Source organism: Algoriphagus zhangzhouensis, assembly GCF_900148515.1.
In the GTDB taxonomy this organism is placed as follows: domain Bacteria; phylum Bacteroidota; class Bacteroidia; order Cytophagales; family Cyclobacteriaceae; genus Algoriphagus; species Algoriphagus zhangzhouensis.
This window is the reverse complement of sequence record NZ_FRXN01000003.1, coordinates 215,182-242,090: the sequence shown is the minus strand read 5'-3', so window position 1 is coordinate 242,090 and position 26,909 is coordinate 215,182. Positions and strand designations below refer to the sequence as shown.

The window sequence follows — 26,909 nt, the reverse complement described above, 5'->3', positions numbered from 1 at the left end:
ACAATATTCCAAAATGATTAATTATAACAATAGAATTTTTAGACCTGTATTAAACTCCGAGAATGGGGAAACCAGTGGGGAGACGGTGTTTATTTATAAGCAAGAAGGTAATGTTTTGACTTCAGAGTATCAGGGTGGGAAAATCAAAAAAGGACATTTGATAGGATTGGTGGATGAGCATGGAAATATCAATATGAGATACCATCAAGTGAATGAAAAAGGAGAGTTGATGACCGGAATTTGCCATTCCAAACCTGAAGTTTTACCCAATGGGAAAACCCGGCTGCATGAGGAATGGCGCTGGACTTCCGGAGATATGTCTGAGGGCAAATCCATCTTGGAAGAAGAATGATTTTGCGTCTTTTATTCAATTGAACCAGCCATAAACTATGGAAATTAGAAAAGCGACATTAGATGATCTTCCTGCTATTGTTGAAATGCTGACTGATGATGAAATCGGTCAAACAAGGGAGGATTTTAAGATTCCTTTACCAAGCTCCTATGTTCAAGCTTTTGAGAAGATTATTGCTGATCCAAATCAAGAATTGATTGTAATAGAAAACGAAGAAGGTGTGGTAATCGGCACTATGCAATTGACATTTATCCAATATCTCATGTACCAAGGAGGGATCAGAGCCCAAATTGAAGCGGTACAGATTAAGAAGGAACATAGAAGTCAAGGAATCGGGAGTAAGATGATGAACTGGGCGATTGCTCGGGCTAAGGAACGCAAGGCTCAATTGATTCAATTGACTTCCAATAAAAAACGATCCAAAGCCATTCGTTTTTATGAAGGCTTCGGTTTCGAAGCAAGCCACGAGGGAATGAAACTTTACCTCTCTTACCTGTAGCAAAAAGCAAAACCTTTGCGTTTTGAAATAAAAACTAAATGAATAAGCTATCCATTTTTACCCTCTTTGTACTATCCGTTTTTCTCTTTTCTTGCAAATCAGATAATGATAGACCCTTCAATCAACTCACATTTATTTGGGACCAAACCAAATGTGCGGATCCATGGGGAAATGGTGAAAACAAGACCAATGAAGAGACTAAGACTGCGGTTATTTCATTTTTGGAAGATGAGGGAGTACAGGTTCAAAATCTGGATTTTGATGATAAATCTAAACTAGATGTTTACTGTGAGTCATGTGCATGTGGAACAGGGCAAAGAATTCTAGTGGAGGTAAGATCAGAGGATATTGAAAAAATGGAAGACCTAGGCTTTTACCAATGAGGTTTCTATAATTCAATTTTAAGTATTTTCGAAATTATGAAACCAGACCCACACAAAAAGAAGCTTTATCGAAAAGTCAATACCAAGGCAAGAGGGGTTCATCATGATTTTGGTGGGGATTTCAAACATGTCAGGAACCAAAAGGATGAGTCCAGAGAGCTAGTTAAAGGCTCCATGCATGGAAGTAAAAATCGAGGGTTGGATTATACTCCTCTGTATAAGTTTTTGCTTTCAAAAGTTGGTGCTGACTGGGATTCCGTGTACTCAGAAGCAGTTTCCAGATTGGATAGGCCAGACCCTATTTTTGTGTTGGTTGCAGATGATCAGGAAGAAGGTCAGGATTATGTTCGGGTGGGTGAGTCCTCGTATTTTTCGGGTTTGTTTATTGATGAAGAAGGACTATTGCAATTGGTGAATCCAGAATTGAAAGCGGCTGATTTAGAGCCTTTTTGCACTTGTTGCACCCATACTTTGAATGGTATTCCTTTCGGTTCAAATTACTAAAAAGGTCTCAAATATTTGCTCGGAATAATGTAAATTATCTGTCTATCAATGATTTGATGCAATGGCTTACGACATTCAATTGGCAGATAGAGTTAGAGAGTACTTGGCTCAATTTCCCCATTTAGAGATTGAAGAAAAGAAGATGTTTAGTGGCATGGCTTTTCTGATCAATGATAAAATGTGTGTGAATATTTCCGGAGAAAATCTAATGTGCCGATTTGACCCAGCTCGGGAAGAAGAGATTGCAGAGAGGTCTGGGTATTTGCCAACAATCATGAAGGGAAAGGCGATGAAAGGTTATTGCTACGTAGAGCCATTGGGCTTTCAAAACCCAGATGAATTTAAGTTTTGGATAGATCTATGTTTGGAGTTCAATGAAAGGGCAAAGTCCTCCAAAAAGAAAAAATAATGGATCATCAGAAAAAGCGGGTTTTAATACTTCTTTTATTCCTGAGTACATTCTTTGGCTATTTGGAATGGGGAGATGATCAATCTAGTTTTTTAATCGAGTCCGAATTGGAGATTTTTTCGAAAGGGATTAAAGACCCACTTTCAGTGCTTCATCCATTCACATTGATTCCATTTATCGGACAAATTCTGCTATTGATTTCCCTTTTTCAAAAAGCGCCGAAAAAGTGGTTGGTGATTGCAGCGATTATTGGTTTAGGGCTCCTTTTTGGATTGATTTTATTTATTGGCATCATCGGGCCAAACTGGAAAATTCTTGTTTCAAGTCTTCCTTTTTGGTTGTTTTCAATCCTTTTGATTAGAGAATTCAGGAAAAGCTTTAAAAGCTAAATTGTATGTTTTCTGGATGATTTAAATCAGGGATTAAAAGCTGTTAATTGTTCGGCATTCTGATCGATTTTGGGTAAATTTTAATATTCGCAAAAGCGTAAAAATCAATAAAAAATTAACCAAAAAATACCTCTAAAATGATTGAGCAATTGGAAACTTTCGAAGGAAACACCTTGGCAATCCAGGTGATTGATGGTTTTGATGAAACCGATGAAAAACTCTCTCAAAAACTGTTTCAAGAAAAGCTAGATAAGGGATTTGATCAGGTAAATGTGCTGGTCAAATTGGATGAGTTGAAAATTTCAAACAGTTCAGTAAAGGCTTTTATGGAGGATACGATTTGGGTGCTTCGGAATTATAAAAAGTTGGGGCATCTGGCCATCGTTGCTCATTCAAAAGTGTTGAAGGCTTTGGTGCCGATCGATAATCTCTTCTTTGAAAGAGCAAGTAAAGGTAGACTTGAAAAGTACTTTGATATCTCTCAGATGGAAGAGGCCATGGAGTTTGTTTCTTGAAGAAAAATTGGGATAGCGATCGTTTATGAAAATTCAAGGTAAAGTATGGGTTGTTACCGGTGGAGGTAGTGGCATGGGAAGAGAATTGGTTCTTCAACTTCTTGCCAAAGGAGCCAAAGTGGCAACTTGTGATATCCATCAGGAGACCATGGAGGAAACGCTTTCACTAGCTGGAAATCTGTCAAGCAATCTATCTATCCATGTGCTGGATATTACCGATCAGGAAAAGGTTTCCAACTTTCCTAAAGAAGTGATCAAAACTCATGGAGCGGTGGATGGCATCATCAACAATGCTGGGATCATTCAACCCTTTGTGGATGTGAATGATTTAGAGTATGGGAAAATCGAACAGGTGATGAAGATTAATTTTTATGGCACCTTGTACATGGTCAAAGCTTTTCTTCCTGAATTGTTAAAACGTCCTGAAGCACATATCGCCAATGTAAGTAGTATGGGAGGTTTTATTCCTTTTCCCGGCCAAACGATCTATGGAGCTTCCAAGGCAGCAGTGAAGCTTTTGACAGAGGGCTTGTATGCCGAATTGAAGGATACAAATGTAAAAGTGACCGTGATTCATCCGGGAGCAGTTAATACGCATATCACAGAAAACTCAGGCGTAAGCACCAAAACGGCTGCTGATTCTGCTCAAGCTGAAAAAATGGCCTTGCCGGCTTCCCAAGCTGCAGAAATCATGATTTCAGGAATTGAGAAAGATAAGTTTAGAATTTTGGTTGGTAAGGATGCCTCATTTTTGGATAAATTTTACAGACTGAGTCCAGAAAAAGCGGTTCGGTTTATCGTGAAAAAAATGGGTGCTATGATGAAGTGATTTCCATTTTTTGAATTCAATGACTTATCTTCATTCCTCAATCATTTGGAGCTTTTTTTTATGAACAAAGAGGAAGTAATCAGTCAACTAGAGGCCTTGGGGAATCCTAAGATGAAAGCCCACCATATCAAATTCGGATCTCAGGAAAATGTGTTTGGAGTGAAAATGGGAGATATCCGTGCTTTGGCCAAAAAGATCAAAACAGATCATGAACTGGCTTTGGCTTTATGGGAAACCGGAAATGTGGATTCGCGCTTACTGGCTATTTTGATTATGAAACCCAAAGAGCTATCTCAAGACCAGGTGAGTGAAATGATCAAATCCATGCAATATAGTCAAGTTGCAGATTGGTTTCAGTCCTATGTGATCAAGGAATTGGATTTTAAAGATGCTATTAGGATAGAAGGGATGAAATCCTCGCACCCAATGGAAGCTCGTGCAGCATGGGCTTTGACGGCCGGAAAAGTGGCTAGAGATCCAGATCAGGTCAATATCCCTGAGCTTCTGGATAGACTGGAGGCTGAAATGGGTTCGGCAGATCCATTGGTCCAGTGGACTATGAATACCTGCTTGGCATATATTGGCATCCATCATGCAGAATATAGAGACCGGGCTTTGGCAATCGGTGAGAAGCTGGGAGTGCTTCGGGATTATCCTACTTCCAAGGGATGTACATCTCCATTTGCTCCGATTTGGATCAATGAGATGGTGAAGCGGAAAGAGGGGTAATTCTTCCCTTTACATTTTCCTTATCAGCTCGGCTGCAAGACTGATATTTTCAACTTCCATAAATCGCTCATGCTCGATGACATGATCGACCTGCTCATGAACCCAAGTAATGTGAAAAGGAATATGGATTGCATGTCCTCCCAATTCCAATACAGGCAAAATATCTGATTTAAGGCTGTTTCCCAGCATCACAAATTCCTCCGGCTCCACATCCAGATGTCGGATCAATTTGGCATAATCGGATGGCCTCTTTTCACTCATGATCTCGATATGATGAAAGTAATCCTCCAAGCCGGACTTTTTTAATTTTCTTTCCTGATCCAACAAATCACCTTTGGTAGCCAAAACGATTCGATAATCTCCGTTGAGGGATTTGAGTACATCTTCTACTCCGGGAAGCAGTTCCACAGGCTTTTCCAGCATTTCCCGCCCGATCCGGATGACCTTTTCCACCAATGAAATTGGCATCTTCTGATCGGTCACATTCATAGCCGTTTCGATCATAGAAAGCATAAAGCCTTTGATCCCATAGCCATAGAGGTGGAGGTTTTCTATTTCAGTTCTATAGAGTTCTTTGATACTTTGGTGTGCAGGAAGGAAATCTTCCAATAGGGAAGCGAATTTTTCTTCCGCTTCCCTGAAAAATGGTTCGTTGACCCAGAGCGTATCATCTGCGTCGAATGTGATTACTTTAATAGCCATTAATCCAAATGATTGATCCAGTCTAATAATACAGATCTCCAGTTTTCAACTGCTCCTTTTCCCATGCCAAATCCAAATCCATGTCCACCTTTTGGGTAAATATGAAGGGATGCCGGAATTCCATGTTTGTTGAGAGCATTGTAGTAAAGTAAGCTGTTTTCGATAGGAACTCCTTTGTCATCCTGAGCATGAACCAAGAATGTCGGAGGGGTGTTTTCGTCCACGTTCAATTCTCCTGAAAATCTATCTTGAAGCTCTTGGGAAGCATTTTCACCGATCAGGTTTTTGCGAGAACCGCTGTGAACAGCCGCATCTCTGAAAGAAATCACCGGATAGACCAAAATCGAGAAATCAGGTCTTGCAGATAAAGCATCTATAGCATCTTTGGCTCTGTCTACTTCATGATCATACTGTGTGGAAACGGTGGAAGCCAAGTGACCGCCAGCCGAGAAACCCATAACACCAACTTTAGCAGGATCAATATTCCAAGCTTCTGCATTGGCTCTTGTCATACGGATTGCGCGTTGGGCATCCAACAAAGGAACCTCTTTTGGATCGGTCAAAGATTCAGAAATTGGAAGTCTGTATTTGACAACTATGCCTGCGATTCCTTGTGAATTAAGCCATTTGGCAAAATCTGTTCCTTCCCAATCATAGGCTAGGATTGCATATCCACCTCCAGGATAAATTACAACAGCTTCTCCAGTTGCAATTTGCTTGTTTGGCAAATAAACCTCAATCGTTGGCGTCTGAACATTGGCTATTCTAATGATATTTTCATCCCTGACATCCTCTTGAAGATTCATTTCTTTTTGAAGTGGTGGAGTTCCATTCCAAAGTGGGAGAGTATAATTTTGAGCCATTGCAAAACTGCCTAAAAGGGTAAATAGGATGGTGGAAAACAGGGTTTTCATGTGAGGTTATTTTGAGAATGATTAAAAATTCCAATCCGTTTGAAAAGCTTGATTCCAAACAGATTGGAAAATAATCAAATATCTAATTTATCATGTCCTGATGGCTCCTGTAATTGAAAGGATTCTTGATTTGGAGCCATTTCCAAACCCCATTTCTGCAATTTGGGCAGTTCCAGTGCCTTCTCGCGGTATTCATCTGGAGTCATGATCGGAATTCCATAGATGATCGGAAAATATCTTTGGCAATTAGGACAAGTCAAGATGCCTTCAATGATCTGTTGATCCTCAGTTTCTTGGATGATTTCCACATTCAAATCACTTTTGTCAAAGGGACAGCAGAGCTTATTTAATAATTTTCTATTCATAGCATTTTTTTCATTTTGCTGAGATATAAGTTCACAGCGGTATCCGGTTCTTTAGCGTTTAAAACTCCCGAGATGACAGCCACACCTTCATAGGAATAGTTTTCCAAGAGATGGATGTTTTCAGGATTGATTCCTCCGGAAAGGAAAATGGGTATTTGAGTCAATTCTTTGGCTTTTTGGATGTTTTCAGGCTGCACCAATTCACAGGTATCCACCGAGGATGAGAGGAAAACCGAGCAAAAACTGATATAGGAAATAGCATTTTGATCCGCCCAAGAAATCAAATCGAGATTGTTTCCTACAGTCAAACCAATAAGCTTCCCTTCATGCTGAGGTCTGATTTTTTCCCAATCTTCTGGGACTTGATCAAAATGAACACCATCCAAATCGGCTTGAATTCCCAGTTCCCAATCTTCATTGACCAGCACTGGGGTTCCACTTTTGCGGGCAAGTTCTTTGACTTTGATGCAAAATCTAATTTGCCCTGCTCTTGAAAGTTCAGGATCCCAATGATTCCAAATTTGAACCACATTGACTCCTGCTTTCAGAGATTTTTCAAGTTTTTCCAAAAGTAAATTCTCGTCCTTTTTTGGGTCTAAAACCAAATAAAGGCCTTCTAGTTTTTTCATTTTTTACCAGTTTTAAAAGCATTATAAAAAGCATCCCAGTAGGGATCTTTCCCGTCAAATTGAAATGGACTCCAAGATCTATTTGACTCCAGGATCAATTTTTCTTTTTCGGAAGTGAAAGAGCCAATGGTGGTCGCTTGAATTCCTTCTTGATTTAAGGCTTGGATGAGTTGGTTTTCTTTTCCGGCTTTGACAGCCATCAACATGGAACCAGCACCAATAGAAATCAAAGGATCTATTTCAAAAAGCTCAGCTACCTGCATTATTTCCTTAGTGAAAGGTATGCTTTCTTTTTCAATACGAAACCCTAAATCTGAGGCATCAGCCATTTCGCTTAAAGCTCCCAAAATCCCACCTTCTGTTACATCGTGCATGGCATGTAATTCAACCCGTGGAGTCAAAGTTTGAGAAGCAAGCAAGGCCTCTTTCAGGACAGATATATTCCAGAAATTCGAAACAGCTTTCTTTTGGATTTCTGCCCCTAGATTTTCTTTGACTAACTCAGGAAAAGCCATTGCCAGTAAGGCAGTACTTGAGATTGCTGCCTGTTTAGTCATGATAATAGAATCGCCGGCTTGAGCTTGATTGGAGCTTAGGATTTGGTCTTTTGGAGCCTGAAGAAACATAGTGCCTCCTCCGGAAATGGTGGATTCCTGTCCAGGAATCTGACCAGTATGGCCACCTGTGATGGCAATTTCCAATTCTTGACAAAGTATATGGATATGATTCCAGTAATCTCTGAAGTCCTCCTGTGATAAGCCTGAGGGTAAATTCAATACAAACTGTGCATATTGAGGTTTAAAGCCTGTAGTACTCATATCATTGACCAAAAGGTGGATCGAAAGCCATGCAGAAACTTTCATTCCTAAGGATGGAATTAGGGAAAGTGGATCACTAGAAACTGCTAGTGCTTTTGCATTTCCTAGGTCAATCACAGCCGTGTCTACTCCGAATTGAGGCCCACAAATAACCTCCTTTCTAATCGCACCACAATTCCCTTTCAGTTCTTGTTTGAAAAGGTCTGCATTGATTTTTCCGGAGAAATCTTCAAAGGCAGCCATTAGACATCAAGGAGTTTGACATGAAGAGCAAAGAAATCTCCATAGGGAACTTTCCATTGTTGCTTTGGAAACCATTTAGGTAATCCAGTGGCATTCCATTCAATGGTATATTTTCGGTCAGGAAGAGCTTGAGCGATCAGATCCTTCAGGCTTGCTGGAGTATAAAAATTGGCAGTCACATAGTAATTGTTTTTACCAAAAACCTGCTGGACTCGTCTTCGGATGAGTTTGGGTGTGTTTCGATTCATCATTCCAAAGATGATCCCATATTTACCCACTCTTACAGCTTCACGAATTACTTCAATTGGGTTTTTGTAGTATTCAAAAGTGGTCACAAAGGCTAAAGCATCGAACGAATGATCCTTGAAAGGCATGTGATGTGAATCGGCCAAAACCAGGTCCCCATCAAAAAGCTGAACTCCCTGAGCGAGCATGAAAGGGGAGATGTCTCCTCCGGTTGCTTCTAAGCCTATCTCATGCCACCAACGGGTAAAACGGGTAGTTCCACAACCAAACTCCAATAGAGTTTTCACGCGGGAATCCTGCTTGATCAAACCTTCCAAGGTTTTCTTTTGCCAAATCTCTTGTTCCTTGTATGGACCTTCGTAGTACTGTTCGTAATGATCGGTATCGTCTCGGTTGAAAAACCATTCTTTTCTTCCCTGCCAAGTTCGGAGTTCTTCAGGGGCAACCTCAAAATTCTTCTGCTTTAAAAGTTCTTTCATTCGTCTTTTTGTCTAGACCAGAATGAATACCAAGAGAGGGTACAAATTGAAAAATAGCAATTCACAATTCCTACGCTGGCATTATCCAGATCAGGTTTTCGGGTATGATCTCAGCCATTATTAGGCACCCCGTTGTCAATAATTAATACTCAAATATATAGCTCAAAAATGAAAAACCTGAGGTTTCCCTCAGGTTTGTTAAGCTAAATTCAAGCTTTAAAATCAAATATTTTTTCTGTGATGGCCCATCTCCAATTGGGAGGAGTGCCCGGTAAATTCGTTTGATATTGTCCAAGAAAAGATTCCCATTCCTGAACTTTTGGATTGGCATTATCTAGCTCGGCCTTTTTCTCAAAAGAGAAATCATCATCCGCTACCATAATCATGGAAAGCCGATTTTTCCAGCGATAAATACTCATTTGAACTATTCCTGCAACTCGGATACTTTCCAGGATTTCAGGTGCTACAGTTTTATGACAATCCACATAAGCTTGGATCGCCTCTGGCTCATCTTTGAGATCACAAATCAATAGAAATGTCTGCATGAGTTTCTAATTATTGGTTTGTTGAAAGGTTTTTTACTCTAACAGCGAATAAGAATACCATCAAGAAGCAGGCAAGAGGAAGAACAAATGAGAAATTCACTTCTGAAACTCCCATAATGGTAATGTCGGTATATCCGGTTCCGCCCCAGTCCAAGATCATTCCTTGTAGTGTAGGCATGATAGCGCCACCCACAATGGCCATTACCAAGAAGGCGGCTGCGAATTTAGAATCTTCACCCAAACCTTCCAATGCGATTCCGTAGATAGTAGGGAACATCAAAGACATGGCAAAGCTGATTCCTACCAAGCTATAAAGTCCGGTGATTCCAGGGATGAAAATTGCACCAATTGTAAAGCCCATCGCAAGAACAGCAAATATTGCTAGTAGCTTGGAAGAGGATACATAGCGAAGCAAGAAGGTACAAACCCATCTTCCCACTAAGAAAACAACCAATGCTGCATACCCATAGTTAACGGCTGAGGCATTGTCGATTCCCAAAGCTTCAGCGTATTGATAAATGTAAGTCCAAACCATGATCTGGGCGCCAACATAGAACATTTGTGCCAAAGTACCTTCGACGAAGTTTCTGTTTTTAAACAGTCTTTTCATGGTTGGTCCAAAGTCCACTTTATTAGATGAGTCTTTGCTCTCAGGCATTTTTACTAAGGCAATCACGACAAACATGCCTAAGACTACCAAACCCAACATTACATAAGGATTACGGATCACCATCAAGTCGTTGGTTCGAATGATGGCTTTGGAAGCCTCATCCAAGGTGCTGTAAATCAAGTTTCCTTCATCATCAACTGCATTGGATTGAAGTTGATTTAAGATAAACTGTTTGGCTACAAATAAACCCGCCAAAGCTCCCATCGGATTGAATGCCTGAGAAAGGTTCAATCGCTGAGTAGCAGTGGCCTCCGGTCCCATGGATAGAATGTAGGGGTTGGCAGTTGTTTCTAGAAAAGCCAATCCAAATGTGAGGATATAAAGAGAAGCCAGAAAGAACCCATAGCTTTCAAATGCCGCTGCTGGGTAAAATAGAATGGCTCCAAAAGCATACAAGCCAAGTCCCAAAAGAATCCCTGTTTTGTAGGAGTACTTTTTGATAAAAAAAGCTGCAGGCAAAGCCATGGTAAAATAACCTCCATAAAATGCCAATTGAACCCAGGAGGCCTGGACATTATTCAGCTCCAATACACGCTTGAATGCCGCGACCATCGGGTTTGTGATGTCATTGGCAAAGCCCCAAAGGGCAAAAAGCGAAGTGATAAGGATAAAGGGGAGGAGTAGGTTTTTGGGTATTAGTGTGGGTTTGTTGTTCATAGGGTTCTGTCCAAATGGGTATAGCCTCCGTCAACAAATAGGTGTTGGCCGGTGATGTGAGTTGCTTGTTTGGATAGGAGGAAAACCGTCATAGATGCGATTTCCTCAGGTTGAGTCATTCTTCTGCCCAATGGGATTTTCTGATTGATTTCAGCCAGTTTTTTCTCAGGGTCAGGGAAGGTATTGATCCAGTTTTTGTAAAGAGGAGTGTAGACTTCGGCTGGGATTACTGCATTTACCCGGATTTGATATGGTAATAATTCAGCAGCCCATTCTCTGGTCAAAGCCAATTGAGCACCTTTCGCAGCTACATAACCTGATGTTCCTCCTTGGCCTGTGATGGCAGTTTTTGAAGAAATATTGACAATCGCTCCTTGAGTTTTCTTCAATTCAGGAAGAGCGTAATGCGCCAAGTAATAATAGTGATTCAGGTTTTTTGTAACAGACTTTGCGAAGGCCTCAGGAGTACCATGTTCCAAGCCAACTCCATCATTTGCTCCGGCATTGTTGACGATTCCATCGATTCGACCGTATTTTTCTAGGCAGATCTTGACTGCAGCTTGGGCATCCTCAGGAGTGAACATGCGAACAGGAATTTGTAAGGCTTTTCCTTTTGCATAATCCACTAACTCTCTTCCTTCTTCTTCAGATGGGTCAATGAAAACAGGAATCGCGCCTTCATCAATAAGCATTTTGGAAATGGCTCCACCGATTCCTTTTGCGCCACCTGAGATCAGGATGACTTTATCTTTTAATTGTAAATCCATATTAGTGTAGGTTATAAAATTGGGTCGCTGTTTCCCCTAAAATTAGTTTTTGTTCGGAATCAGAAAGGCTAGAAGTAAAATCCGCCACGGTAGAAAAGATTTGTTCATATTCTCCAGCTACTAAGCATACTGGCCAATCTGATCCATACATGCATCTTTCTGGACCAAAAAGCTCCAAAGTGATTTCCATGTAGGGTAAAAGAGTTTCCGGAGTCCATTTTGCCCAATCTGCCTCAGTAACCATCCCTGAAATCTTACATAGGATGTTTTCTCGTTCAGCAATCGGACTCATGTCCTTCTTCCAATCTTTCCACTCCCCATTTTTGATGTAGGGTTTGGCAAGATGATCAATCACCATGGCTTGTTCAGGGCATTTTTTCACCAGTTCCAAAGTAGCCTTGAGATGGTGGGGGAAAACCAAAATATCATAAGTATATCCTGCTTTTCCAATGGTCTGAATTCCTCTTATAAACTCCTCACGAAGCATGTATTCTGGATCTCTTCCCTGAAGAACTTCTCTAAAACCTTTTAGAAAGGCTTTAGAAGAATAATTTTCTAGAGTTTCATTCAGGTTGTCAGCACCCAAATCAGCCCAGCCTACCACTCCTTTAATCCAAGGGTTTTGGTCAGCCAGATCCAATAAAAAATCTGTTTCTCTCAGACTTTCATCAGCTTGAACTGCAACACAGCCTTCAACGCCAGCATCATCCAATAAAGGCTTTAAATCCGCCGGAAGGAAATTCCGACGGATTCTTTTCATGCTTTCATCGATCCATTCATGACGCTTGGGATCATACTCCCAAAAATGCTGATGAGAATCTATTTTCATGCTTCAGGATCGTTCATCGCTACTTGCTTGGATACTCCCAAACCATCGATGCCTAGTTCTACAACATCTCCCGGCTGAAGGTATCTTGGCTCAGGCTTCAATCCCATTCCAACTCCAGATGGAGTGCCAGTAGAAATCACATCACCTGGAAGCAAAGTCATGTATTGACTCAAATGTTCGATGATGTAAGGTATATCAAAGATCAAATCAGAGGTATTACTGTCTTGTAGGATTTGATCATTTAATTTCAACCATAATCTCAAATTATGAGGGTCTGCTACTTCGTCTTTTGTTACCAAAACTGGACCTAGTGGAGCATAGTGATCAGCACTTTTGCCTTTCACCCACTGCCCACCATGTCTTAGCTGGAAGTCTCTTTCACTCACATCATTGTGAAGGGCATAACCTGCAACATAATCCAAAGCATTTTCCTTAGAAACGTATTTTGCGCGCTTTCCAATGACTACAGCTAATTCAACCTCCCAGTCAGTTTGCTTGGAATTTTTAGGGATATAAATCGGATCAAATGGACCGCAAAGAGATGAAGTTGCCTTCATAAATACGATTGGAACTTCAGGAACAGCCATTCCGGATTCTTCAGCATGCTTCAAATAATTCAAGCCAATGCAGATGATTTTAGAAGGTCTGGCCACTGGGGATCCCAATCTTGCACCTTCAGGGATTTTAGGAAGTTTGGATTCGTTGGCATCCAACCAAACGGTCAATCTTTCTAAGCCATTGTTGGTGAAAAACGTCTCGTTCCAATCTTCTCCAAAGCTGGAGCAATCTAGGTAGTCACCTTGAGCATTTTGGATTCCTGCTTTTTCTTGGCCCTCTTGGCCAAATCGAATCAATTTCATGATTTAGATATTATAGGTTAATGATGGGGAAAGGATTACATTTTCAATCCCAAGAATCCACCGTCAATATTAATATTCGCGCCAGTGATGAAGCTACCTTCATTTGAGCTGACAAAATAAGCCAATTCTGCAATTTCCTCAGGGGTGCCCATCCTGCCGATAGGTTGGGTTGCAGCTAGTTTGGCAAACATTTCTTTTTCCTGTCCAGGATAATTCTTTGCCAAGAATCCATCCACAAATGGCGTATGTACTCTTCCTGGAGAAAGACAGTTACATCTAATACCTTGCTCTACATAGTCTCGGGCTATGCTTAGGGTCATGGAAAGTGCAGCACCTTTGGTCATGGAGTAGGCAAAACGATCCGGGATACCAATCGTAGCAGCCACAGAGGCCATGTTCAATACAGAACCGCCACCGTCTTGGATCAATTTTGGAAGTGCAGCCTTGGTACAGATAAACATGCCTTTGATGTTGACATTGTAAAGTCTGTCGAAATCTTCTTCAGATGTATTTTCAACTTTTCCCACATGAGAAACACCCGCATTGTTGATCAATGTGTGGATTTTTCCAGGCAATTGATTGATAAAGCCAGAAACCTGCTCAAAGGAAGTGACATCTGCATTCCAAAAAGTGACAGAGTGACCTTTATCTTGTTCTTCTTTGGCTACTTTTTCACCTTCAGCTACGTTGGCATCAATGAAATAAACATTTGCTTTTGTCTTGGCAAACTTTCTGACCATTGCTAGGCCGATACCACTTGCTCCACCTGTAATAAGGACTGTTTGATCTGTCATCTTTGGTATTGGAAATACGCTAATTCGATAATTTTAAGGAATTAGCAGGTTGATTTACTAATTAATCGCAAAAGTTAGGGCATTTTTCCTAATTGACCCAAATGCTTTTCCATCATTGGATCTTTCGAAATCTAATTTTAAAACAAATTAAAAAAACTTTTTTAGGGTAATCAGGCTTTCTAAATCAATTTCAAACAAAATGAATTTGATGGAAATGTTTAGTAAACTTTTGATTTTCATTAGTATGAATGCTTAGAGCCAGAATATGTCAAAGAAGGGCTGATTGAAAAGCGTTACATTCTTCCTCTTTTATATAAGGAATAGTTGGCCAGTAAATTTTTACGACTTTTTACCAAAATAAAAATTTGCTTCCTTGTCCTCATTTTGAGCGATGACATCTAATTTTTTACCAATGTCTTTTACTATGCCATCTAGTTCATTTGCGGAATCATTAATGTGGGTGATGTATTCTTCGATTTCTTCAGGAAGAGGCTCTTCTGAAACTTCCAATAAAGACAATAGACCAAGAATTCTAGCCAAAGGTGCTCTTACCACATGTGATTGAATCCAGGCTATTTCTTTGAAGAGTTCTATTTGCTCTTCGATTTTATGGATGTGTCTTAATTTTTCAGTGATGTCGGAAATCAGGACCATATTGACACTTGAATAATTAAGTTTAATCTTAGAAGGTCTTACATCTACCTCGAAAATAGTCCCGTCCTTTTTCTGGTGTTTGGATAATTTCCTGAAATCCTTTCTTTGAGTTTGTTTAAATTCATCAAGCTTATCTAGAAATTTTGGAACTTCATCCTTAGGGTGAATGTCCAAAATATCCATGGTCATAAATTCAGCATACGAAAATTGGTATTTTTCAACGGCAGCATTATTAACCTCAAGAATTTTGAGGCTTGAGGGATCGTATACAATAATTGGAAGTGGACTTCGATCGAAGAGTTTAGAATATTTGTCTTGAGAAGTCCCAAGTTCTTCAAATGCCTTTTTCAATTGAGCATGAGCATCTTTTAACTCTTGCTCTTTGACTTTTCTGTCAGTAATATTTTGTGTGGATCCGATGATTCGTACTGGATTGCCCTTTTTGTCCCGAATGAGATAGATTTTTTCGAGCACATAGATGTAGTCACCCTGCTTGGTTTTTACTCTAACCTCTACCTCCCAAAATGTCTTGTCACTTTTCAGGAATTTTTCAACTTTTTTGAGGTTTTCCTCTCTTTCGTCAGGGTGAATTAATGCGAACCAAAAATTGGAATCGGAATTTAATTCCTCCAATGAATAGCCGAGGTGTTTTTCAAAATTTGGACTTCTATATACTTTATCAGACACCATATCCCAATCCCAAATCATTTCAGATGTAGCTTGGGCTGCATATTCAAATCTTTGGTTGCTGACTTGAAGTTCCTTTGTTGTTTCAGTTATTCTTTTCTCAAGTTTTGCAGGTTGCTTGGTGATGTTGAAAATCAAAAAACCCAGTAATATCGAGGTAATTAATCTAAACCCTGACGGTATTAATATCTGACTGAATGCTTCATTTTTATTTTTCTGTACCTTGATTATCCAATTTCCTTCGATAATCTTTTTCTCTAACATTGGCCCAGAAAGGTCTTCAAAAGAAGTTTCGAGTATTGAATTGATTTCATTTGATGTCGGATTTTCCTTTAATATATCGATAGCAAATCCTTGAGATGGAACATCTGAGGAAAAAACCACCTTTTTGAGTTTTTCCCAATCAATAATTACAGCAGCAAAACCGATGAAATTTTCATTTTCAAAAATGGGTTGTCTTCCTATTATGGCCTTTCCTCCTTGCTTCAATTCCAAAGGGCCTGCAAAGTAGAGTGTTTTTCTCTTTATGGCTTCAATAGCTTCTTCAGCAATTATAGTTTCGTTGTCCTCAAGAATGTTATATCCGATTATGGATTCATTTCCTGCTAAGGGGTAGGTAGCCACAATGGTCCCACTATCCAAATACTGGATGTGGTCAAGAATAGGGATATTGTCAATGATACTTTTTCCAACTTCATCGAAATCATCATCTAAACCATCATGTTGATATAAATAAGCTAGTATTTTAGTAGAAGAGCTAGAAGCCTTGATAATACTTTGTAATTTTTCTTCGAGAATTTCTACTAAATCTTTTACAGATTTTTCTTCGTCCAGAACATCCAATTGGTATTCTCTGTAGCTCAACAAAAAACCTACTATTCCAGCAAGAATAAATACTGAGATCCCAGTTAAAGCAGGATGAGAAAAGAATATTTTCCGAAGAAAGTTTGTCATTCCGTAAAATAATACATTTAAAATTTTAGTTTTTTAAAGTATTACAATATTTCCAGTTTTCACTGACTCGTCACATGCAAAAGCAATCTTCAAACTGTTTAGCGCATCATCTAAATGGTCAGAAAGGTCAATATCAGATTGAATGGAGTTTAGAAAATAAGCTTGTTCTCGATTACATAATTCCTGATGGCCGGGTTCATCTTGCATATCAATCCAGTCATCTTTATGAACGAAGTTGTTTTTGGAATCAATTTCTGAATGATGGACCCGAATGGATTCGGTTTTGGTGTGTGAATCTACATCATCAGATTTCCCTGATCCTCCAGCATCCTTTGCAACTATAGATGCTGAGCCTTTGGGACCAAATACGTCTTTAATAAAAAAAGCCGTTTCAGAAATCATCGGTCCCCAGCCAGCTTCATACCAACCTACGGAGCCATCATCGAAACGGATTTGTAATTGGCCATAATTGTAATTGTCTTTAGAAATATCTTCTGTCAGCCGAGCTCCAATCGCGGATACGGAAATGGGTTTGGAACGAGTCATTTGACACATCACATCGATGTAATGGACTCCACAATCCACAATAGGACTGAGGCTTTTCATCAAATTTCTGTGAACATCCCACATAAAGCCATGGCTTTGTTGGTTAAGATTCATTCGCATGACAAGTGGTTTTCCAAGCTTTTGAGCCTCCTCAATGAATCTCATCCAGGATGGATGGTGTCTTAGAATATAACCAACGACTACTTTTTTATTGACTTCTTTAGCTTTTGCAATAATTTTTTCACAGCCTAAAACCGTGTCTGCAAGGGGTTTTTCGATGAAAATGTGACATCCCTGGTCTAAGGCTTTCAAAGCGAACTCTTCATGGGTGTCTGGGTAAGTTGAAATGCAAACTGCATCTGGACTCGTTTGCGCTAATGCCTCGTTATAATCTTCAAAAAGGGGGTAGTCTGCCTGAAGCTTTTTGTTTAGTTTGTTTTTGCTTTCTCCTCTAGAAACGAGTCCACAAATGTCAAACTCAGGCATATGATGATAGGCTGTTGCATGGGAAGCTCCCATATTTCCACATCCTACTATCAATATTTTTATTGGGTTCATAGGTCTATTTGTTTTTTAATGCTTCGATTTCAGCAGTGCTAAGGTACTCAACTGATACATTCAGAGTAATCGGTGTCAACGGTTCATCAATATCATCCCGCTTTACAGATACGATTTGATCAATGATATCCATCCCTTTGATCACATGGCCAAAAACAGTGTAGTTATCATCCAACCGATGCAACCCATCTTTGTTTTGAACAATATAAAACTGACATCGTGCCGATAGCTTTCTGGGATTGTCATCTCTTCCTGCTCCGACCGCTCCATATACATGGGTAAGTTCTGGGTGAAACTCAGGTTCTAATAAATATTCAGGGTCTTTAAACCCTTCAGGAGTATCAGGACATCCTCCTTGTGCGACGAAATTGGGGATAACTCTATTGAATGTCAATGAATCCCAATACCCATTTTCAGCCAGCTCAATAAAGCTCTTTTGATGATTTGGGGTACGGTCATCTAGTTGGATATAAATGTTTCCAAGGGGAGTTTCGATTTTACCTATTGCACTTTTTTCTTGAGCAAAAGTGGAATTTGAAAAAAGGCTGATTAATAAAATCAGAGAAAGAAAATATGAAGTTTTATTCATTATTTGAAAATGGATAGAAATAAACAAATAGCGTTTTTTGTTTTTGGGAAATAGATTTTTGAAATCTGTTTCCTAAGCTCAAAATAGCTGATTTTAAATTAGGATTGAAGCCCAATATAGTAGTTATTTCGAATTATGAATAAGCCTTTAAACGAGCAACTAAGACCGATTCCTACTAATGAACTAGAGAGATTGAAAGCCTTGGGAGAGTTCGATTTGGACTATTTGGAGTTGAAGAAATCCATGAATGATTTATCCAGATTGGCCGCAAAAATTGCTGGTACCAAAATATCTCTGATCAACTTAATAGATCATTTCACCCAGTGGAGTATTTCCTCATTTGGGATTGATATGAGTCAGATGCCAAGAGAGGAGTCAATTTGTCAATACACGATTTCTGAACAGAATATTTCTGAGTTTGAGGTGCCGGATTTGACTGCGGATGATAGGTTTAATTCGATGGATTATGTCCGAGATCAGCCTAATTTGAGATACTACTTCGGGATTCCCTTGAAGATCAATGAAGAATTTAGCCTGGGAGCATTATGTGTGATGGATCCGGGACTTCATCAGATTTCCTCAGAAAAAAAGGAAATGCTGACGATTATAGCAGATGAAATCGTCAATCGCTTGAAAGCGCACAAGACTATGGATGAACTTCAAGCTAAGGTTTTAGCTATAGATAAAATAAAGAATAGATTGGCGCATGATATCCGGGGTCCAATTAGCGGGTTTCAGGGTTTGGCAGAGATTGTTCGGATTCAAGGAGATCAAAATGAGATGGAGGAGCTGTTGGAATATTTTAATTTGATTGAAAAGGGAAGCCGTTCTGTTTTGGATTTAGCAAATGATATTCTAACTCAAGATTTGTCACAAGGAGAAAATCCAGAAAATTTGATTCATGGAGAAGGTCTGACTCTTCAGGTTTTGGCTGGAAAGCTGGAAGATTTATTTATCCCACAAGCCAGGACCAAAGGAGTAGAGCTTAAGGTGGAATTATGTAATAGAAACTCCTCAGTTCCATTTCCCAAGAACAAAATCCTTCAAATCTTAGGAAACCTAATTTCAAACTCTATCAAATTTACCGGTGAAGGAGGAGTTGTTTCAGTTAAGCTAGAAATGGAAATTTTAGGGCTTCAGCAAATTCTGAATTTTCAGATTTCGGATACAGGCTCCGGAATGGACCAAACTAAAGTTGATGAGATTTTGAATGGAGAAGGGAGCTCTACCAGTGGAACTAAAGGGGAGAAAGGATATGGCTTTGGATTAAAGCTTGTATTGCACCTAGTCGATTCTCTCCATGGAAAAATAGGAATACAATCTATGAAAGGAGAAGGGACAAAGATCCAAATTTCTATTCCAATACCTTACTAAAAGACAAAAAAAGACACTCAGATTAAATGAGTGTCTTTTTTTGATTATTGACCGGATTGGCATACATGGCCAGGTAATTTTTCACTTCTTCCGGATTATTGGTATTTACTTTTTCCAAAATTCGTTTTTCAAAAGCTTCTTTTTCTGCGCTGGTATAATACTCTACACATTCATTTTCACCATAAAGCAAATCGTGAGCAATGTAATTACTAGGCCATAATTTATAGCCTGCCCAGATTTTGTGATCGATTAGGCTGGTAAGTTGATTGAGTTTGTCGCTCTGACTCAATTCACTTTTAGAAATTGCCTTTACTTCCTCATTGAGAATTCCATTTACTTGAATGTGAATTCGTTTTTTGGTCCCCATGATCCCCCTCAAGAGATTTAGGAAATCCTCATTTTCGCTCTTGATATATTTTTCATCCCTTGCCTTTGCCAACAATTCAGGGATTTTCAACATGTCTGTTGGGTCATATTCATAAGAAATGGAAACAGGTACGATATTGACTTTTTCGAAGTAAGAGAAAGCGTCATTGCTTTCTTCTGCCAAAGTCAGCATTTTCAATACCCCTTTTTGGGTGATGTCATTTCCATCCTTAGTTCTTCCTTCGCGCTGAGCAGTCCAAACACTTCTGTTTTCTTTCAAAAGAGACTGGCTGATATAGTCAGAGACTAGTTTGGAACTTTCGAACAAATCCCGGCCGGAAACGCCTCTTTTGATAGCAAAATTGCGACTAAGTCTAGAAAGGGTGTGTAGGAATGGCTTCTTGATTAAGTTGTCTCCGATGGCCGATGTGGTCATGACCAAGCCATTTTCAAAAAGGCATGAATTCAGTAGTGAAGTGTCCAAAATAATGTCTCGGTGATTCGAGATAAATAGATAAGGAGTATTAGGCTCCAATTGCTCGAATCCACCCGTACTCAACCCGTCAGAACTTTTTTCCAATACCTTCATCAATCCCGGATAAATAAAATTAATCTGGAAATCTCGAAGGGAGTGGGTGTGACGCATTAGTTCTTTCCACAATCCATTTCTGTCTTGAGGAAAGGTGAAACTCATCATTGCTTCTAGCATAGGGTCTTCCAAGATTTTCATGATAGCCGGGTTGGCTTCCGCATCATAGTAAGGCCTTATGGGATCGAATTTTGACATATTTGGGTGAAATAAAGTCTGCAAAAAGCAAAAAATAGTCGAAAAATCGAAGGCGTTTTGCTATTTGAAACTTTAAAGGTTTGCTATCTAGTTTCGTTTCAGATACTTGTCTATATACAAAAGATGAAAAGGAAGTGCCTCAGTCCAGTATTCCCAAGTGTGTGCGCCGGGTCTTTCGGTGTAATCATGCGGCGTTTCATTTTCTAGCAAAAGCTGGTGCATTTGGCGATTGGTAGCAATCAGAAAGTCATCCACACCACAATCAATAATCAGCGCAATTCCATTTTCTTTCATCTGATTAGTATAGGAAACCGCTGTAAATGGATTGAAGTTCGGAGCATCATAATTTATCTCGCCCAGCATTTCTTTTTGTTGACTGGTTCGAAGGGTGCTAAAGCCCTCAGGTACTTTCCACATTCTGGTATCAATGTTCATGACACCGCTCATGCTACCAGCTGCTACAAATAATTCAGGGTGTTTTGCAGAAAGATAAATAGACCCATGACCTCCCATTGAAAGCCCTGTGATCGCTCGTGATTCTTTTTGTGCCAGTGTTTTATAATTCGAGTCGATAAATGGAATCAATTCTTTGGTCATATAGGTCTCGTATCTAACCGAATCCATCAATGGACTATTAAAATAATAACTTGCAGGTCCTACTCCCGGAGTAACAATGATCAAGTCATATTGATCTGCCAAACGATTGACCAGACCTGGCTCAGTAACTTTTTGATGCCAGTCACTAAAGGCACCACTGCCTCCATGAAGTAAGTAGAGAACTGGATAGGATTCTTTGGAGGACTCATAGCCAGTTGGAAGGGTTACAGCGGCTTTTAGAGACTTGTTCATGGCAGTGCTGAATACCTCGATTGTGTCAACTTTTGCCTGAGAAAATCCAATAGTTGGAAGGAGTAAAAGAAAGAGAATTAGCTTTTTCATAGATTAGGTTGAAGGGTTTAAGACTAGAAAAATACAAATTATCTTGAATCCAATACCTGAGAAGAATCAATTGATTTAGGTCGGAGGGAATTTGTATATTCCCAAAGCAAAAATCCGACGATATGCCCTTGATACAAAAGATAGCGTATTACCTAATAATTATTGTTTTTGGAGCGATAGTGATGCGTGAGGGGGATTTCATTTTAGTGCCCTTGGTATGGGGTGTTTTTTTTGCATTTGCGTTAAATCCGATCGCTGTCTGGCTGGAGAAAAGAAAGATCCCAAGAAGTCTTGCCATTATTTTGAGTATCCTTCTAGTGACTGCAATTGTGGTAGGAGTTTTTTATGCCCTGCTCGATCAAATGGTAGGACTGGTAAAAGATATTCCTGAAATCGGGGAGAACCTTCAGGGGAAAATGAGTCATTATCTGGAAGAAGTCGGCGGTATGGTTGGAGGGGATTTTTCTGATCCATTAAGGAGTGAACAAATCCTTAAATATTTGACTCCAGATGGCCTAAACAATACACTATTTTCAACGGGCAAGTCCTTGACATTAGCAGGGATAATTCCCTTATATATTTTCTTGTTGATGTATTACAAGGATTTTTTTGCGGCATTTCTCATTCGATTCAGTTCTGAAAATAAAGACCGGGTGCTTGCTTGGGTGATGGATTCGGGAAAGATCATTCAATCCTATTTGAGCGGAATGGTTCGCGTGACATTGATCGTTGCGATTTTAGCTGGAGTCTATTTCTATTTGATTGGATTAAAGTACTTCTTACTCTTTGCAGCTTTCATTGCAATCATGAACTTGATCCCTTATGCAGGAGTATTTCTTTCCTCGCTTTTTGCGATTTTGTATGTGTTTTTAACTACAGATTCTTTGGTTTACCCTGTGATGACATTTGCGGTGCTTTGGGGAATTCAATTATTGGAAAATAATATCATTACACCTTTGGTAGTGGGATCACAAGTGAAAGTAAATGCTTTGGCGGTAATATTGGCAATTTTGCTTGGGGGGTATCTCTGGGGAGTTTCTGGAATGATACTGTTTATCCCTTTGGTAGGAGTTTTAAAAATTACCCTTGAAAGGATTGAAGGTCTTGAAGCTTTTGGTTTTCTGCTTAGTGACGAAGTGCCCAAAGAAGAGAATTCAGGAAAAATCAGGATTGGGTTTTGGGGAAAACTATTCAGGAAAAAGTCTGAAGAGGGGGAATAAAAAAAGCTCCTCAGAATCTGAGAAGCTTTCAGTGCGGATAGAGGGACTCGAACCCCCATGCCTCGCGGCGCTAGATCCTAAGTCTAGTGCGTCTACCAATTTCGCCACATCCGCATTATTTTTTAATTCTGTTAAGAAAGACTTTCCTTAGAAAGCTTTGATGAGATCTTTTATCTCATTTTTAAGTCTGGGTGGCAGTCCCATCCCGATAGTAATCGTGGATCGGGAGAACCTTTACCTCCTTTAATTTTTAAGTCGGGGTGGCAGGATTCGAACCTACGACCTCCACATCCCAAATGTGGCGCGATACCGGGCTACGCTACACCCCGAAACTTTATCTTAAAAGACAAATCCGTCAAGCCTTTGCTTAACGGATTGCAAATGTAATTAAATATCAATTCAGTCCACAATTTTCTTTTTCCAAAAAGTGTGGATTAGTCTATTTGGTTGATTTTCAGGTGAAAAATTTTACCAATTAGGATGGTTTTTCCACCAGTTATCCATGGAAACCTTTCCAGAACCATAGAAAAGGAAGACCAAAAGCAAAACCAAGACAATAAGGGATAGTTCAAATTCCAAATTGTTGGATACAGAAAGGAATCCTTGATCGATATTGACAAAGAAAACTGCTCCAATCAAAATCGGAAGTTGGAATAGGATAGCAAAGCGGGTTTTTAGTCCCAAGGCGATTAAAAAACCTCCTACCAAATGGGCAAAAGCGACATAATGAGCTAATGCTAAATTGACGAATTGGAGGTCACTATTTTTCATGATATTGAGTAAGGCGCTTGTATTCGAAATGAACAAGACTCCTTTGTACATAATGAAAATTCCCAATGCAATTCTGATAAAATCCAGCCAATTCGGATGATGGGTGTCTGCCCAGTGCTCCAGTCTATTTGTAGTTTCCATGGTTATAAGGGTTTATTATTAGAAAATACGAATAAATTAGGGTTTAATCAATTGGTTTTCAGATAAATATATTTTTTTAATAAAAAAGAAAGCCCCGATTCGGGGCTTCCTATGCAATGTCTGGATCAACTAAACTAAGAGAAAAGCCTTACTCTCCGTATGAGCAGTAAAGAATTCAATTGACATTGCAATAAAGACATACAGGAGATCGAGGTCTTAAGTTCTGTTCTGTCAGTTCTTTGTGATTTCAGGAAAATATAGCTGTTTATCGGTCTATTTTTAGTTTCAACTAAAAGGCTCGAAATTGATCAAAAATTGCGTTTGAGCGCATTTGGACGGGTTTTTTTGGATCGAACAATTTTATTGTTCGGATTCAAACAATTCTCATTACCTTATTCTTGTCAAGAGTTCCAAATTTTATTTTTCGGATGAAACATTTAGAAACAGAATATAAAAGTCCAGACGGTGTTAAACTTTACCTTCAAGCATGGATGCCAGAAGCTCCAAGAGCCTCTTTGTTATTGGTTCATGGATTAGGAGAGCATAGTGGACGATATGAAAGCTTGGTTCAGGGCTTGGTAGATTTGGGAGTTGCGGTTTTTACTTTCGACGGGAGAGGACATGGGAAATCTTCACTTCCTAAACCCACTGCATATTTTGATTCCTACGAAAGGTATTTGGAGGACATTGATACTCTTGCCGGAAAAGTGAAAAATTACACCCCTGGTTTGCCATTTTTTATGTTTGGGCATAGCATGGGTGGAGGTTTGGTAGCCGCTTATGTTTTGAAATATCAGCCTGATGTAGCCGGTGTTGTTCTTTCTGCCCCGGCAATCAAAGAAGCTGAAGGGACTCCAAAAATATTGATTGCTTTATCTGGATTTTTAAATGCTGTAGCTCCCAAATTAAATGCGGTGAAGTTGGATATTGATGGAGTTTCCAGAATTCCTGAGGAAGTGGAGAAATATAAAAATGATCCTCTGATTTTTCAGAAATCTATTCCAGTTCGAACCGGATATGAGGTTTACCAGATGATGCAGTTTATCCAAAGTCATGCAAATGAGTTTGTTCAGCCACTTCTCATTTTTCATGGTACTTCAGATCGTTTGACTAATTCGAAAGGATCAGAATTGCTTTTTGAAAAAGCCCAATCTCAAGACAAAACCCTTAAAATCATTCCTGGTGCCTATCATGAGTTGCTCAATGATTCTGATAGGGAAGAGGTTTTGAAGGATATTTTGGAGTGGGTAGGAAACAAGCTGGTGTAATTAGGTCTCCATCCCATTAAAAGGATTGAACCTTCTTCTGCCTACTGACATGGCGACGGCCCGACAGACGGTTTTGTCACCATACTTGACATTGAGTCGATCCAGAGCCTGGTAGAGATTGATTTGCTCCTGGCTGTCCTCGAATAGGTTGATCTGATAATTTCCGTAAACCAAGGTACTGAAGCGTACTCCGATCAGCCGGATCAACAATCGTCGACTGTAGAGTTTTCGAAAAAGCTCTTTGACAATGGGAAGCAAAGTATGATCTGCCGAAGTATAAGGGATCCGTTGCTGCATGGTATGGGTTTCAAAATCCGAATAGCGGATCTTAACTGTCACACATGCTGTCAATTGTCCCTTTTGACGAAGCTTGGAAGCCAGTTGTTCGCACATGGCGGTCAGTGTGGCTTCCAGCATTTTTACATCGATCGTATCTTGCTCGAAGGTGTTTTCAGAAGAAATGGACTTGGCCTCGGAATAGGGGATAACGGGGTTGCGGTCGATTCCATTGGCTTTCTCCCAGATCATATTGCCATTCTTTCCAAAGGTAGCCTTGAGCAACTCTGCGGGCATCTGCTGCAGGGTCTGTACTTTTTTGACCCCCATATTATACAGGGTCTGAGAAGTTTTTTCTCCGATCATGGGGATCTTTCTCACGGAAAGAGGAGCCAAAAAAGGTTTCTCCTGGCCAAAGGGAATCTGTCTTTCATTATTGGGTTTGGCTTCTCCGGTAGCGACTTTGGATACGGTTTTGTTTTCGGATAATCCAAGGGAGATTGGTAAGCCCGTTTCTTTGATGATGCGTTGTCGGAGCTCATGAGCTAGTTTGAAGCAACCGAAGAAACGGTCCATTCCTGTCAGATCCATGTAGAATTCGTCGATGGAGGATTTTTCAAAAAGCGGAACCGATTCTCGCACGATATCGGTGACCTCATGAGACTTTTGGCTGTATTTTTCAAAATCCCCACGGACGATTATCGCTTCGGGGCAAAGCTGTCGCGCTACTCGCATGGGCATAGCGGAGTGAACGCCAAAACGACGGGCTTCATAGCTGCATGACGCTACCACTCCGCGGTCGCTGGAACCTCCGATCAGGATAGGTTTTCCATCCAGGCGACTGTCAAATAACCGCTCTACAGACACAAAGAAGGAATCCAGATCCATGTGCGCAATACTTCTCGTCGTCTCCATCTCTATTTTGTTAAATATTTTAACATTTTAATGTTTATAATTTAAACAAAATGATTAGATTTGAATAAGGTGAAGCCGGGAATTGTCAGGGGGTAAATGAAATACAGTTGAAATGCACTTAAGTAATGGTATGTTTCCTTAGATGTGATGTTGTCAAGATTTCTATTAAGATATGCTTCGCAAGATATGGTCGCTGCGCTTCCGAGATAGTAATGTCTGCCTTTAGACTATCTTGATCTACCTGCCCGTAGAGCTGTTTTATGAAAACAAAGACATGGCTTCGCCAAGATAAGATAGCTCTGGAGATGAAATAGTTGAAGTAAAAGATATTTAATGAATGCTGGGTATGGAATCAAAGTCAAAATATATACCCTTGAAGGAGCTTGAGATTTATCAGTCGTCTAGGCAGTTATCTGCAAAAGCATGGTCGATTTATCAGCGATTGGATTATCATCTTCGGAAAAATTGGGGAGATCAAATGATAAGCTCTATAGATTCTGTAGGAGCTAATATTGCTGAAGGGTATGCGAGATATCATTTTCTTGATAGGATTAAGTTTTACTATATCGCCAGGGCATCTCTTTCAGAAAGTGTAGAACATTGGATTGATTTGGGGTTTGAAAGGAAAATAATCCTAGAAGAAGAGCACTCGGAGATTTATTCGATATCGAAAAACCTCCAGATCAAACTGAATAAGCAAATAAAAATAGCATACGATGCGAAAAAGAAGATTTAAA

Annotated in this window: 32 protein-coding genes, 2 tRNA genes and 1 riboswitch; of the genes, 13 read left to right on the top strand and 21 right to left on the bottom strand. The window is 39.8% G+C overall.

Annotated features, from left to right (window positions below):
- Positions 1–13: 13 nt before the first annotated feature.
- From BUF13_RS11455 to BUF13_RS11415, 9 genes are all read left to right on the top strand, one after another.
- Entirely contained in the window at positions 14–352 is a 339-nt protein-coding gene (locus BUF13_RS11455) for an avidin-fold protein (RefSeq protein WP_073571946.1), read from the top strand.
- Positions 353–389: 37 nt separating this feature from the next.
- The gene (locus tag BUF13_RS11450; RefSeq protein ID WP_073571945.1) at positions 390–851 is read left to right on the top strand and encodes a GNAT family N-acetyltransferase; all 462 of its coding nucleotides are present in this window, start codon (positions 390–392) and stop codon (positions 849–851) included.
- Between the two features lie 38 nt (positions 852–889).
- On the top strand, positions 890–1,234 hold the full coding sequence (locus BUF13_RS11445) for a hypothetical protein (protein ID WP_073571944.1): 345 nt from the start codon (positions 890–892) through the stop codon (positions 1,232–1,234).
- 36 nt (positions 1,235–1,270) lie between these two features.
- Entirely contained in the window at positions 1,271–1,738 is a 468-nt protein-coding gene (locus BUF13_RS11440) for a hypothetical protein (RefSeq protein WP_073571943.1), read from the top strand.
- A gap of 61 nt (positions 1,739–1,799) precedes the next feature.
- A complete protein-coding gene (locus tag BUF13_RS11435) occupies positions 1,800–2,147 on the top strand; it encodes a TfoX/Sxy family protein (RefSeq protein WP_073571942.1) in 348 nt (115 codons plus the stop codon).
- Complete coding sequence (locus BUF13_RS11430) at positions 2,147–2,536, top strand: hypothetical protein (protein WP_073571941.1); 390 nt, start codon at positions 2,147–2,149, stop codon at positions 2,534–2,536. Before BUF13_RS11435 ends, BUF13_RS11430 begins: the two co-directional genes overlap by 1 nt.
- 137 nt (positions 2,537–2,673) lie before the next feature.
- Positions 2,674–3,051 (top strand): SpoIIAA family protein, encoded by a 378-nt coding sequence (locus tag BUF13_RS11425; protein WP_073571940.1) that lies wholly within the window; start codon positions 2,674–2,676, stop codon positions 3,049–3,051.
- A gap of 25 nt (positions 3,052–3,076) precedes the next feature.
- Entirely contained in the window at positions 3,077–3,880 is an 804-nt protein-coding gene (locus BUF13_RS11420; protein WP_073571939.1) for an SDR family NAD(P)-dependent oxidoreductase, read from the top strand.
- Positions 3,881–3,940: 60 nt separating this feature from the next.
- On the top strand, positions 3,941–4,609 hold the full coding sequence (locus BUF13_RS11415) for a DNA alkylation repair protein (protein ID WP_073571938.1): 669 nt from the start codon (positions 3,941–3,943) through the stop codon (positions 4,607–4,609).
- 9 nt (positions 4,610–4,618) lie between these two features.
- On the opposite strand, the gene BUF13_RS11410 is transcribed toward BUF13_RS11415, so the two are convergent.
- From BUF13_RS11410 to BUF13_RS11340, 15 genes are all read right to left on the bottom strand, one after another.
- Complete coding sequence (locus tag BUF13_RS11410) at positions 4,619–5,311, bottom strand: HAD family hydrolase (protein WP_073571937.1); 693 nt, start codon at positions 5,309–5,311, stop codon at positions 4,619–4,621.
- Positions 5,311–6,225, bottom strand: a complete 915-nt coding sequence (locus tag BUF13_RS11405; RefSeq protein ID WP_073571936.1) for an alpha/beta hydrolase — start codon at positions 6,223–6,225, stop codon at positions 5,311–5,313. The genes BUF13_RS11410 and BUF13_RS11405 overlap by 1 nt, the downstream gene beginning before the upstream one ends.
- Before the next feature lie 74 nt (positions 6,226–6,299).
- Positions 6,300–6,590, bottom strand: a complete 291-nt coding sequence (locus BUF13_RS11400; RefSeq protein WP_073571935.1) for a Trm112 family protein — start codon at positions 6,588–6,590, stop codon at positions 6,300–6,302.
- On the bottom strand, positions 6,587–7,219 hold the full coding sequence (locus BUF13_RS11395) for a thiamine phosphate synthase (RefSeq protein ID WP_073571934.1): 633 nt from the start codon (positions 7,217–7,219) through the stop codon (positions 6,587–6,589). The genes BUF13_RS11400 and BUF13_RS11395 overlap by 4 nt, the downstream gene beginning before the upstream one ends.
- Positions 7,216–8,280, bottom strand: a complete 1,065-nt coding sequence (locus BUF13_RS11390) for an AIR synthase family protein (RefSeq protein ID WP_073571933.1) — start codon at positions 8,278–8,280, stop codon at positions 7,216–7,218. The genes BUF13_RS11395 and BUF13_RS11390 overlap by 4 nt, the downstream gene beginning before the upstream one ends.
- Positions 8,280–9,005 (bottom strand): class I SAM-dependent methyltransferase, encoded by a 726-nt coding sequence (locus tag BUF13_RS11385; RefSeq protein WP_073571932.1) that lies wholly within the window; start codon positions 9,003–9,005, stop codon positions 8,280–8,282. Before BUF13_RS11385 ends, BUF13_RS11390 begins: the two co-directional genes overlap by 1 nt.
- Before the next feature lie 50 nt (positions 9,006–9,055).
- A riboswitch (TPP riboswitch) is annotated at positions 9,056–9,147 on the bottom strand.
- Between the two features lie 67 nt (positions 9,148–9,214).
- On the bottom strand, positions 9,215–9,550 hold the full coding sequence (locus BUF13_RS11380; protein ID WP_073571931.1) for an L-rhamnose mutarotase: 336 nt from the start codon (positions 9,548–9,550) through the stop codon (positions 9,215–9,217).
- Between the two features lie 10 nt (positions 9,551–9,560).
- The gene (gene fucP / locus BUF13_RS11375; RefSeq protein WP_073571930.1) at positions 9,561–10,877 is read right to left on the bottom strand and encodes an L-fucose:H+ symporter permease; all 1,317 of its coding nucleotides are present in this window, start codon (positions 10,875–10,877) and stop codon (positions 9,561–9,563) included.
- A complete protein-coding gene (locus BUF13_RS11370) occupies positions 10,874–11,644 on the bottom strand; it encodes an L-fucose dehydrogenase (protein ID WP_073571929.1) in 771 nt (256 codons plus the stop codon). Before BUF13_RS11370 ends, fucP begins: the two co-directional genes overlap by 4 nt.
- Before the next feature lies 1 nt (position 11,645).
- Positions 11,646–12,473, bottom strand: a complete 828-nt coding sequence (locus BUF13_RS11365) for an amidohydrolase family protein (RefSeq protein ID WP_073571928.1) — start codon at positions 12,471–12,473, stop codon at positions 11,646–11,648.
- On the bottom strand, positions 12,470–13,333 hold the full coding sequence (locus BUF13_RS11360; protein WP_073571927.1) for a fumarylacetoacetate hydrolase family protein: 864 nt from the start codon (positions 13,331–13,333) through the stop codon (positions 12,470–12,472). Before BUF13_RS11360 ends, BUF13_RS11365 begins: the two co-directional genes overlap by 4 nt.
- 35 nt (positions 13,334–13,368) lie before the next feature.
- Positions 13,369–14,127 (bottom strand): SDR family NAD(P)-dependent oxidoreductase, encoded by a 759-nt coding sequence (locus tag BUF13_RS11355; RefSeq protein ID WP_073571926.1) that lies wholly within the window; start codon positions 14,125–14,127, stop codon positions 13,369–13,371.
- Between the two features lie 339 nt (positions 14,128–14,466).
- Complete coding sequence (locus BUF13_RS11350; RefSeq protein WP_073571925.1) at positions 14,467–16,422, bottom strand: PAS domain S-box protein; 1,956 nt, start codon at positions 16,420–16,422, stop codon at positions 14,467–14,469.
- Positions 16,423–16,455: 33 nt separating this feature from the next.
- A complete protein-coding gene (locus BUF13_RS11345; protein ID WP_073571924.1) occupies positions 16,456–17,526 on the bottom strand; it encodes a Gfo/Idh/MocA family oxidoreductase in 1,071 nt (356 codons plus the stop codon).
- A 4-nt stretch (positions 17,527–17,530) separates the two neighbouring features.
- Positions 17,531–18,115: a peptidylprolyl isomerase gene (locus BUF13_RS11340; RefSeq protein WP_073571923.1), complete on the bottom strand. Its 585-nt coding sequence runs from the start codon at positions 18,113–18,115 to the stop codon at positions 17,531–17,533.
- 135 nt (positions 18,116–18,250) lie between these two features.
- On the opposite strand from BUF13_RS11340, the gene BUF13_RS11335 reads away from it, so the two are divergent.
- Entirely contained in the window at positions 18,251–19,489 is a 1,239-nt protein-coding gene (locus BUF13_RS11335; RefSeq protein WP_073571922.1) for a GAF domain-containing sensor histidine kinase, read from the top strand.
- A 22-nt stretch (positions 19,490–19,511) separates the two neighbouring features.
- Here the strand turns inward: BUF13_RS11335 and BUF13_RS11330 are convergent, their stop codons facing one another.
- Both BUF13_RS11330 and BUF13_RS11325 read right to left on the bottom strand, forming a co-directional pair.
- Positions 19,512–20,642, bottom strand: a complete 1,131-nt coding sequence (locus tag BUF13_RS11330; protein ID WP_073571921.1) for a 1-acyl-sn-glycerol-3-phosphate acyltransferase — start codon at positions 20,640–20,642, stop codon at positions 19,512–19,514.
- 87 nt (positions 20,643–20,729) lie between these two features.
- Positions 20,730–21,581: an alpha/beta hydrolase gene (locus tag BUF13_RS11325; RefSeq protein WP_073571920.1), complete on the bottom strand. Its 852-nt coding sequence runs from the start codon at positions 21,579–21,581 to the stop codon at positions 20,730–20,732.
- 122 nt (positions 21,582–21,703) lie between these two features.
- Between BUF13_RS11325 and BUF13_RS11320 the strand changes: the two genes are divergently transcribed.
- On the top strand, positions 21,704–22,801 hold the full coding sequence (locus BUF13_RS11320) for an AI-2E family transporter (RefSeq protein WP_073571919.1): 1,098 nt from the start codon (positions 21,704–21,706) through the stop codon (positions 22,799–22,801).
- Positions 22,802–22,833: 32 nt separating this feature from the next.
- On the opposite strand, the gene BUF13_RS11315 is transcribed toward BUF13_RS11320, so the two are convergent.
- The 3 genes from BUF13_RS11315 to BUF13_RS11305 all read right to left on the bottom strand — a co-directional run bounded on the left by BUF13_RS11315 (position 22,834) and on the right by BUF13_RS11305 (position 23,713).
- Positions 22,834–22,915: transfer RNA gene (locus BUF13_RS11315), tRNA-Leu, on the bottom strand.
- A 141-nt stretch (positions 22,916–23,056) separates the two neighbouring features.
- Positions 23,057–23,130 (bottom strand) — tRNA-Pro (locus BUF13_RS11310).
- Positions 23,131–23,269: 139 nt separating this feature from the next.
- Positions 23,270–23,713 carry a DoxX family protein gene (locus BUF13_RS11305; RefSeq protein WP_073571918.1) on the bottom strand — a complete coding sequence of 148 codons (444 nt, stop codon included), beginning with the start codon at positions 23,711–23,713 and terminating at the stop codon, positions 23,270–23,272.
- A gap of 428 nt (positions 23,714–24,141) precedes the next feature.
- On the opposite strand from BUF13_RS11305, the gene BUF13_RS11300 reads away from it, so the two are divergent.
- Positions 24,142–24,981, top strand: coding sequence for an alpha/beta hydrolase (locus BUF13_RS11300; protein ID WP_073571917.1), 840 nt, complete (start codon positions 24,142–24,144; stop codon positions 24,979–24,981).
- Here BUF13_RS11300 and dinB read toward each other — a convergent pair whose 3' ends face one another.
- Entirely contained in the window at positions 24,982–26,172 is a 1,191-nt protein-coding gene (gene dinB / locus BUF13_RS11295) for a DNA polymerase IV (RefSeq protein ID WP_073571916.1), read from the bottom strand.
- Between the two features lie 373 nt (positions 26,173–26,545).
- Between dinB and BUF13_RS11290 the strand changes: the two genes are divergently transcribed.
- Positions 26,546–26,908: a four helix bundle protein gene (locus BUF13_RS11290; RefSeq protein ID WP_243839732.1), complete on the top strand. Its 363-nt coding sequence runs from the start codon at positions 26,546–26,548 to the stop codon at positions 26,906–26,908.
- Position 26,909 lies beyond the last annotated feature (1 nt).

What these genes read in the sequence shown, in the direction of transcription:
- BUF13_RS11455 (WP_073571946.1), top strand. Translation starts at nt 14, where the DNA reads ATGATTAATTATAACAATAGAATTTTTAGACCTGTATTAAACTCCGAG.
- BUF13_RS11450 (WP_073571945.1), top strand. Translation starts at nt 390, where the DNA reads ATGGAAATTAGAAAAGCGACATTAGATGATCTTCCTGCTATTGTTGAA.
- BUF13_RS11445 (WP_073571944.1), top strand. Translation starts at nt 890, where the DNA reads ATGAATAAGCTATCCATTTTTACCCTCTTTGTACTATCCGTTTTTCTC.
- BUF13_RS11440 (WP_073571943.1), top strand. Translation starts at nt 1,271, where the DNA reads ATGAAACCAGACCCACACAAAAAGAAGCTTTATCGAAAAGTCAATACC.
- BUF13_RS11435 (WP_073571942.1), top strand. Translation starts at nt 1,800, where the DNA reads ATGGCTTACGACATTCAATTGGCAGATAGAGTTAGAGAGTACTTGGCT.
- BUF13_RS11430 (WP_073571941.1), top strand. Translation starts at nt 2,147, where the DNA reads ATGGATCATCAGAAAAAGCGGGTTTTAATACTTCTTTTATTCCTGAGT.
- BUF13_RS11425 (WP_073571940.1), top strand. Translation starts at nt 2,674, where the DNA reads ATGATTGAGCAATTGGAAACTTTCGAAGGAAACACCTTGGCAATCCAG.
- BUF13_RS11420 (WP_073571939.1), top strand. Translation starts at nt 3,077, where the DNA reads ATGAAAATTCAAGGTAAAGTATGGGTTGTTACCGGTGGAGGTAGTGGC.
- BUF13_RS11415 (WP_073571938.1), top strand. Translation starts at nt 3,941, where the DNA reads ATGAACAAAGAGGAAGTAATCAGTCAACTAGAGGCCTTGGGGAATCCT.
- BUF13_RS11410 (WP_073571937.1), bottom strand. Translation starts at nt 5,311, where the DNA reads ATGGCTATTAAAGTAATCACATTCGACGCAGATGATACGCTCTGGGTC.
- BUF13_RS11405 (WP_073571936.1), bottom strand. Translation starts at nt 6,225, where the DNA reads ATGAAAACCCTGTTTTCCACCATCCTATTTACCCTTTTAGGCAGTTTT.
- BUF13_RS11400 (WP_073571935.1), bottom strand. Translation starts at nt 6,590, where the DNA reads ATGAATAGAAAATTATTAAATAAGCTCTGCTGTCCCTTTGACAAAAGT.
- BUF13_RS11395 (WP_073571934.1), bottom strand. Translation starts at nt 7,219, where the DNA reads ATGAAAAAACTAGAAGGCCTTTATTTGGTTTTAGACCCAAAAAAGGAC.
- BUF13_RS11390 (WP_073571933.1), bottom strand. Translation starts at nt 8,280, where the DNA reads ATGGCTGCCTTTGAAGATTTCTCCGGAAAAATCAATGCAGACCTTTTC.
- BUF13_RS11385 (WP_073571932.1), bottom strand. Translation starts at nt 9,005, where the DNA reads ATGAAAGAACTTTTAAAGCAGAAGAATTTTGAGGTTGCCCCTGAAGAA.
- BUF13_RS11380 (WP_073571931.1), bottom strand. Translation starts at nt 9,550, where the DNA reads ATGCAGACATTTCTATTGATTTGTGATCTCAAAGATGAGCCAGAGGCG.
- fucP (WP_073571930.1), bottom strand. Translation starts at nt 10,877, where the DNA reads ATGAACAACAAACCCACACTAATACCCAAAAACCTACTCCTCCCCTTT.
- BUF13_RS11370 (WP_073571929.1), bottom strand. Translation starts at nt 11,644, where the DNA reads ATGGATTTACAATTAAAAGATAAAGTCATCCTGATCTCAGGTGGCGCA.
- BUF13_RS11365 (WP_073571928.1), bottom strand. Translation starts at nt 12,473, where the DNA reads ATGAAAATAGATTCTCATCAGCATTTTTGGGAGTATGATCCCAAGCGT.
- BUF13_RS11360 (WP_073571927.1), bottom strand. Translation starts at nt 13,333, where the DNA reads ATGAAATTGATTCGATTTGGCCAAGAGGGCCAAGAAAAAGCAGGAATC.
- BUF13_RS11355 (WP_073571926.1), bottom strand. Translation starts at nt 14,127, where the DNA reads ATGACAGATCAAACAGTCCTTATTACAGGTGGAGCAAGTGGTATCGGC.
- BUF13_RS11350 (WP_073571925.1), bottom strand. Translation starts at nt 16,422, where the DNA reads ATGACAAACTTTCTTCGGAAAATATTCTTTTCTCATCCTGCTTTAACT.
- BUF13_RS11345 (WP_073571924.1), bottom strand. Translation starts at nt 17,526, where the DNA reads ATGAACCCAATAAAAATATTGATAGTAGGATGTGGAAATATGGGAGCT.
- BUF13_RS11340 (WP_073571923.1), bottom strand. Translation starts at nt 18,115, where the DNA reads ATGAATAAAACTTCATATTTTCTTTCTCTGATTTTATTAATCAGCCTT.
- BUF13_RS11335 (WP_073571922.1), top strand. Translation starts at nt 18,251, where the DNA reads ATGAATAAGCCTTTAAACGAGCAACTAAGACCGATTCCTACTAATGAA.
- BUF13_RS11330 (WP_073571921.1), bottom strand. Translation starts at nt 20,642, where the DNA reads ATGTCAAAATTCGATCCCATAAGGCCTTACTATGATGCGGAAGCCAAC.
- BUF13_RS11325 (WP_073571920.1), bottom strand. Translation starts at nt 21,581, where the DNA reads ATGAAAAAGCTAATTCTCTTTCTTTTACTCCTTCCAACTATTGGATTT.
- BUF13_RS11320 (WP_073571919.1), top strand. Translation starts at nt 21,704, where the DNA reads ATGCCCTTGATACAAAAGATAGCGTATTACCTAATAATTATTGTTTTT.
- BUF13_RS11305 (WP_073571918.1), bottom strand. Translation starts at nt 23,713, where the DNA reads ATGGAAACTACAAATAGACTGGAGCACTGGGCAGACACCCATCATCCG.
- BUF13_RS11300 (WP_073571917.1), top strand. Translation starts at nt 24,142, where the DNA reads ATGAAACATTTAGAAACAGAATATAAAAGTCCAGACGGTGTTAAACTT.
- dinB (WP_073571916.1), bottom strand. Translation starts at nt 26,172, where the DNA reads ATGGAGACGACGAGAAGTATTGCGCACATGGATCTGGATTCCTTCTTT.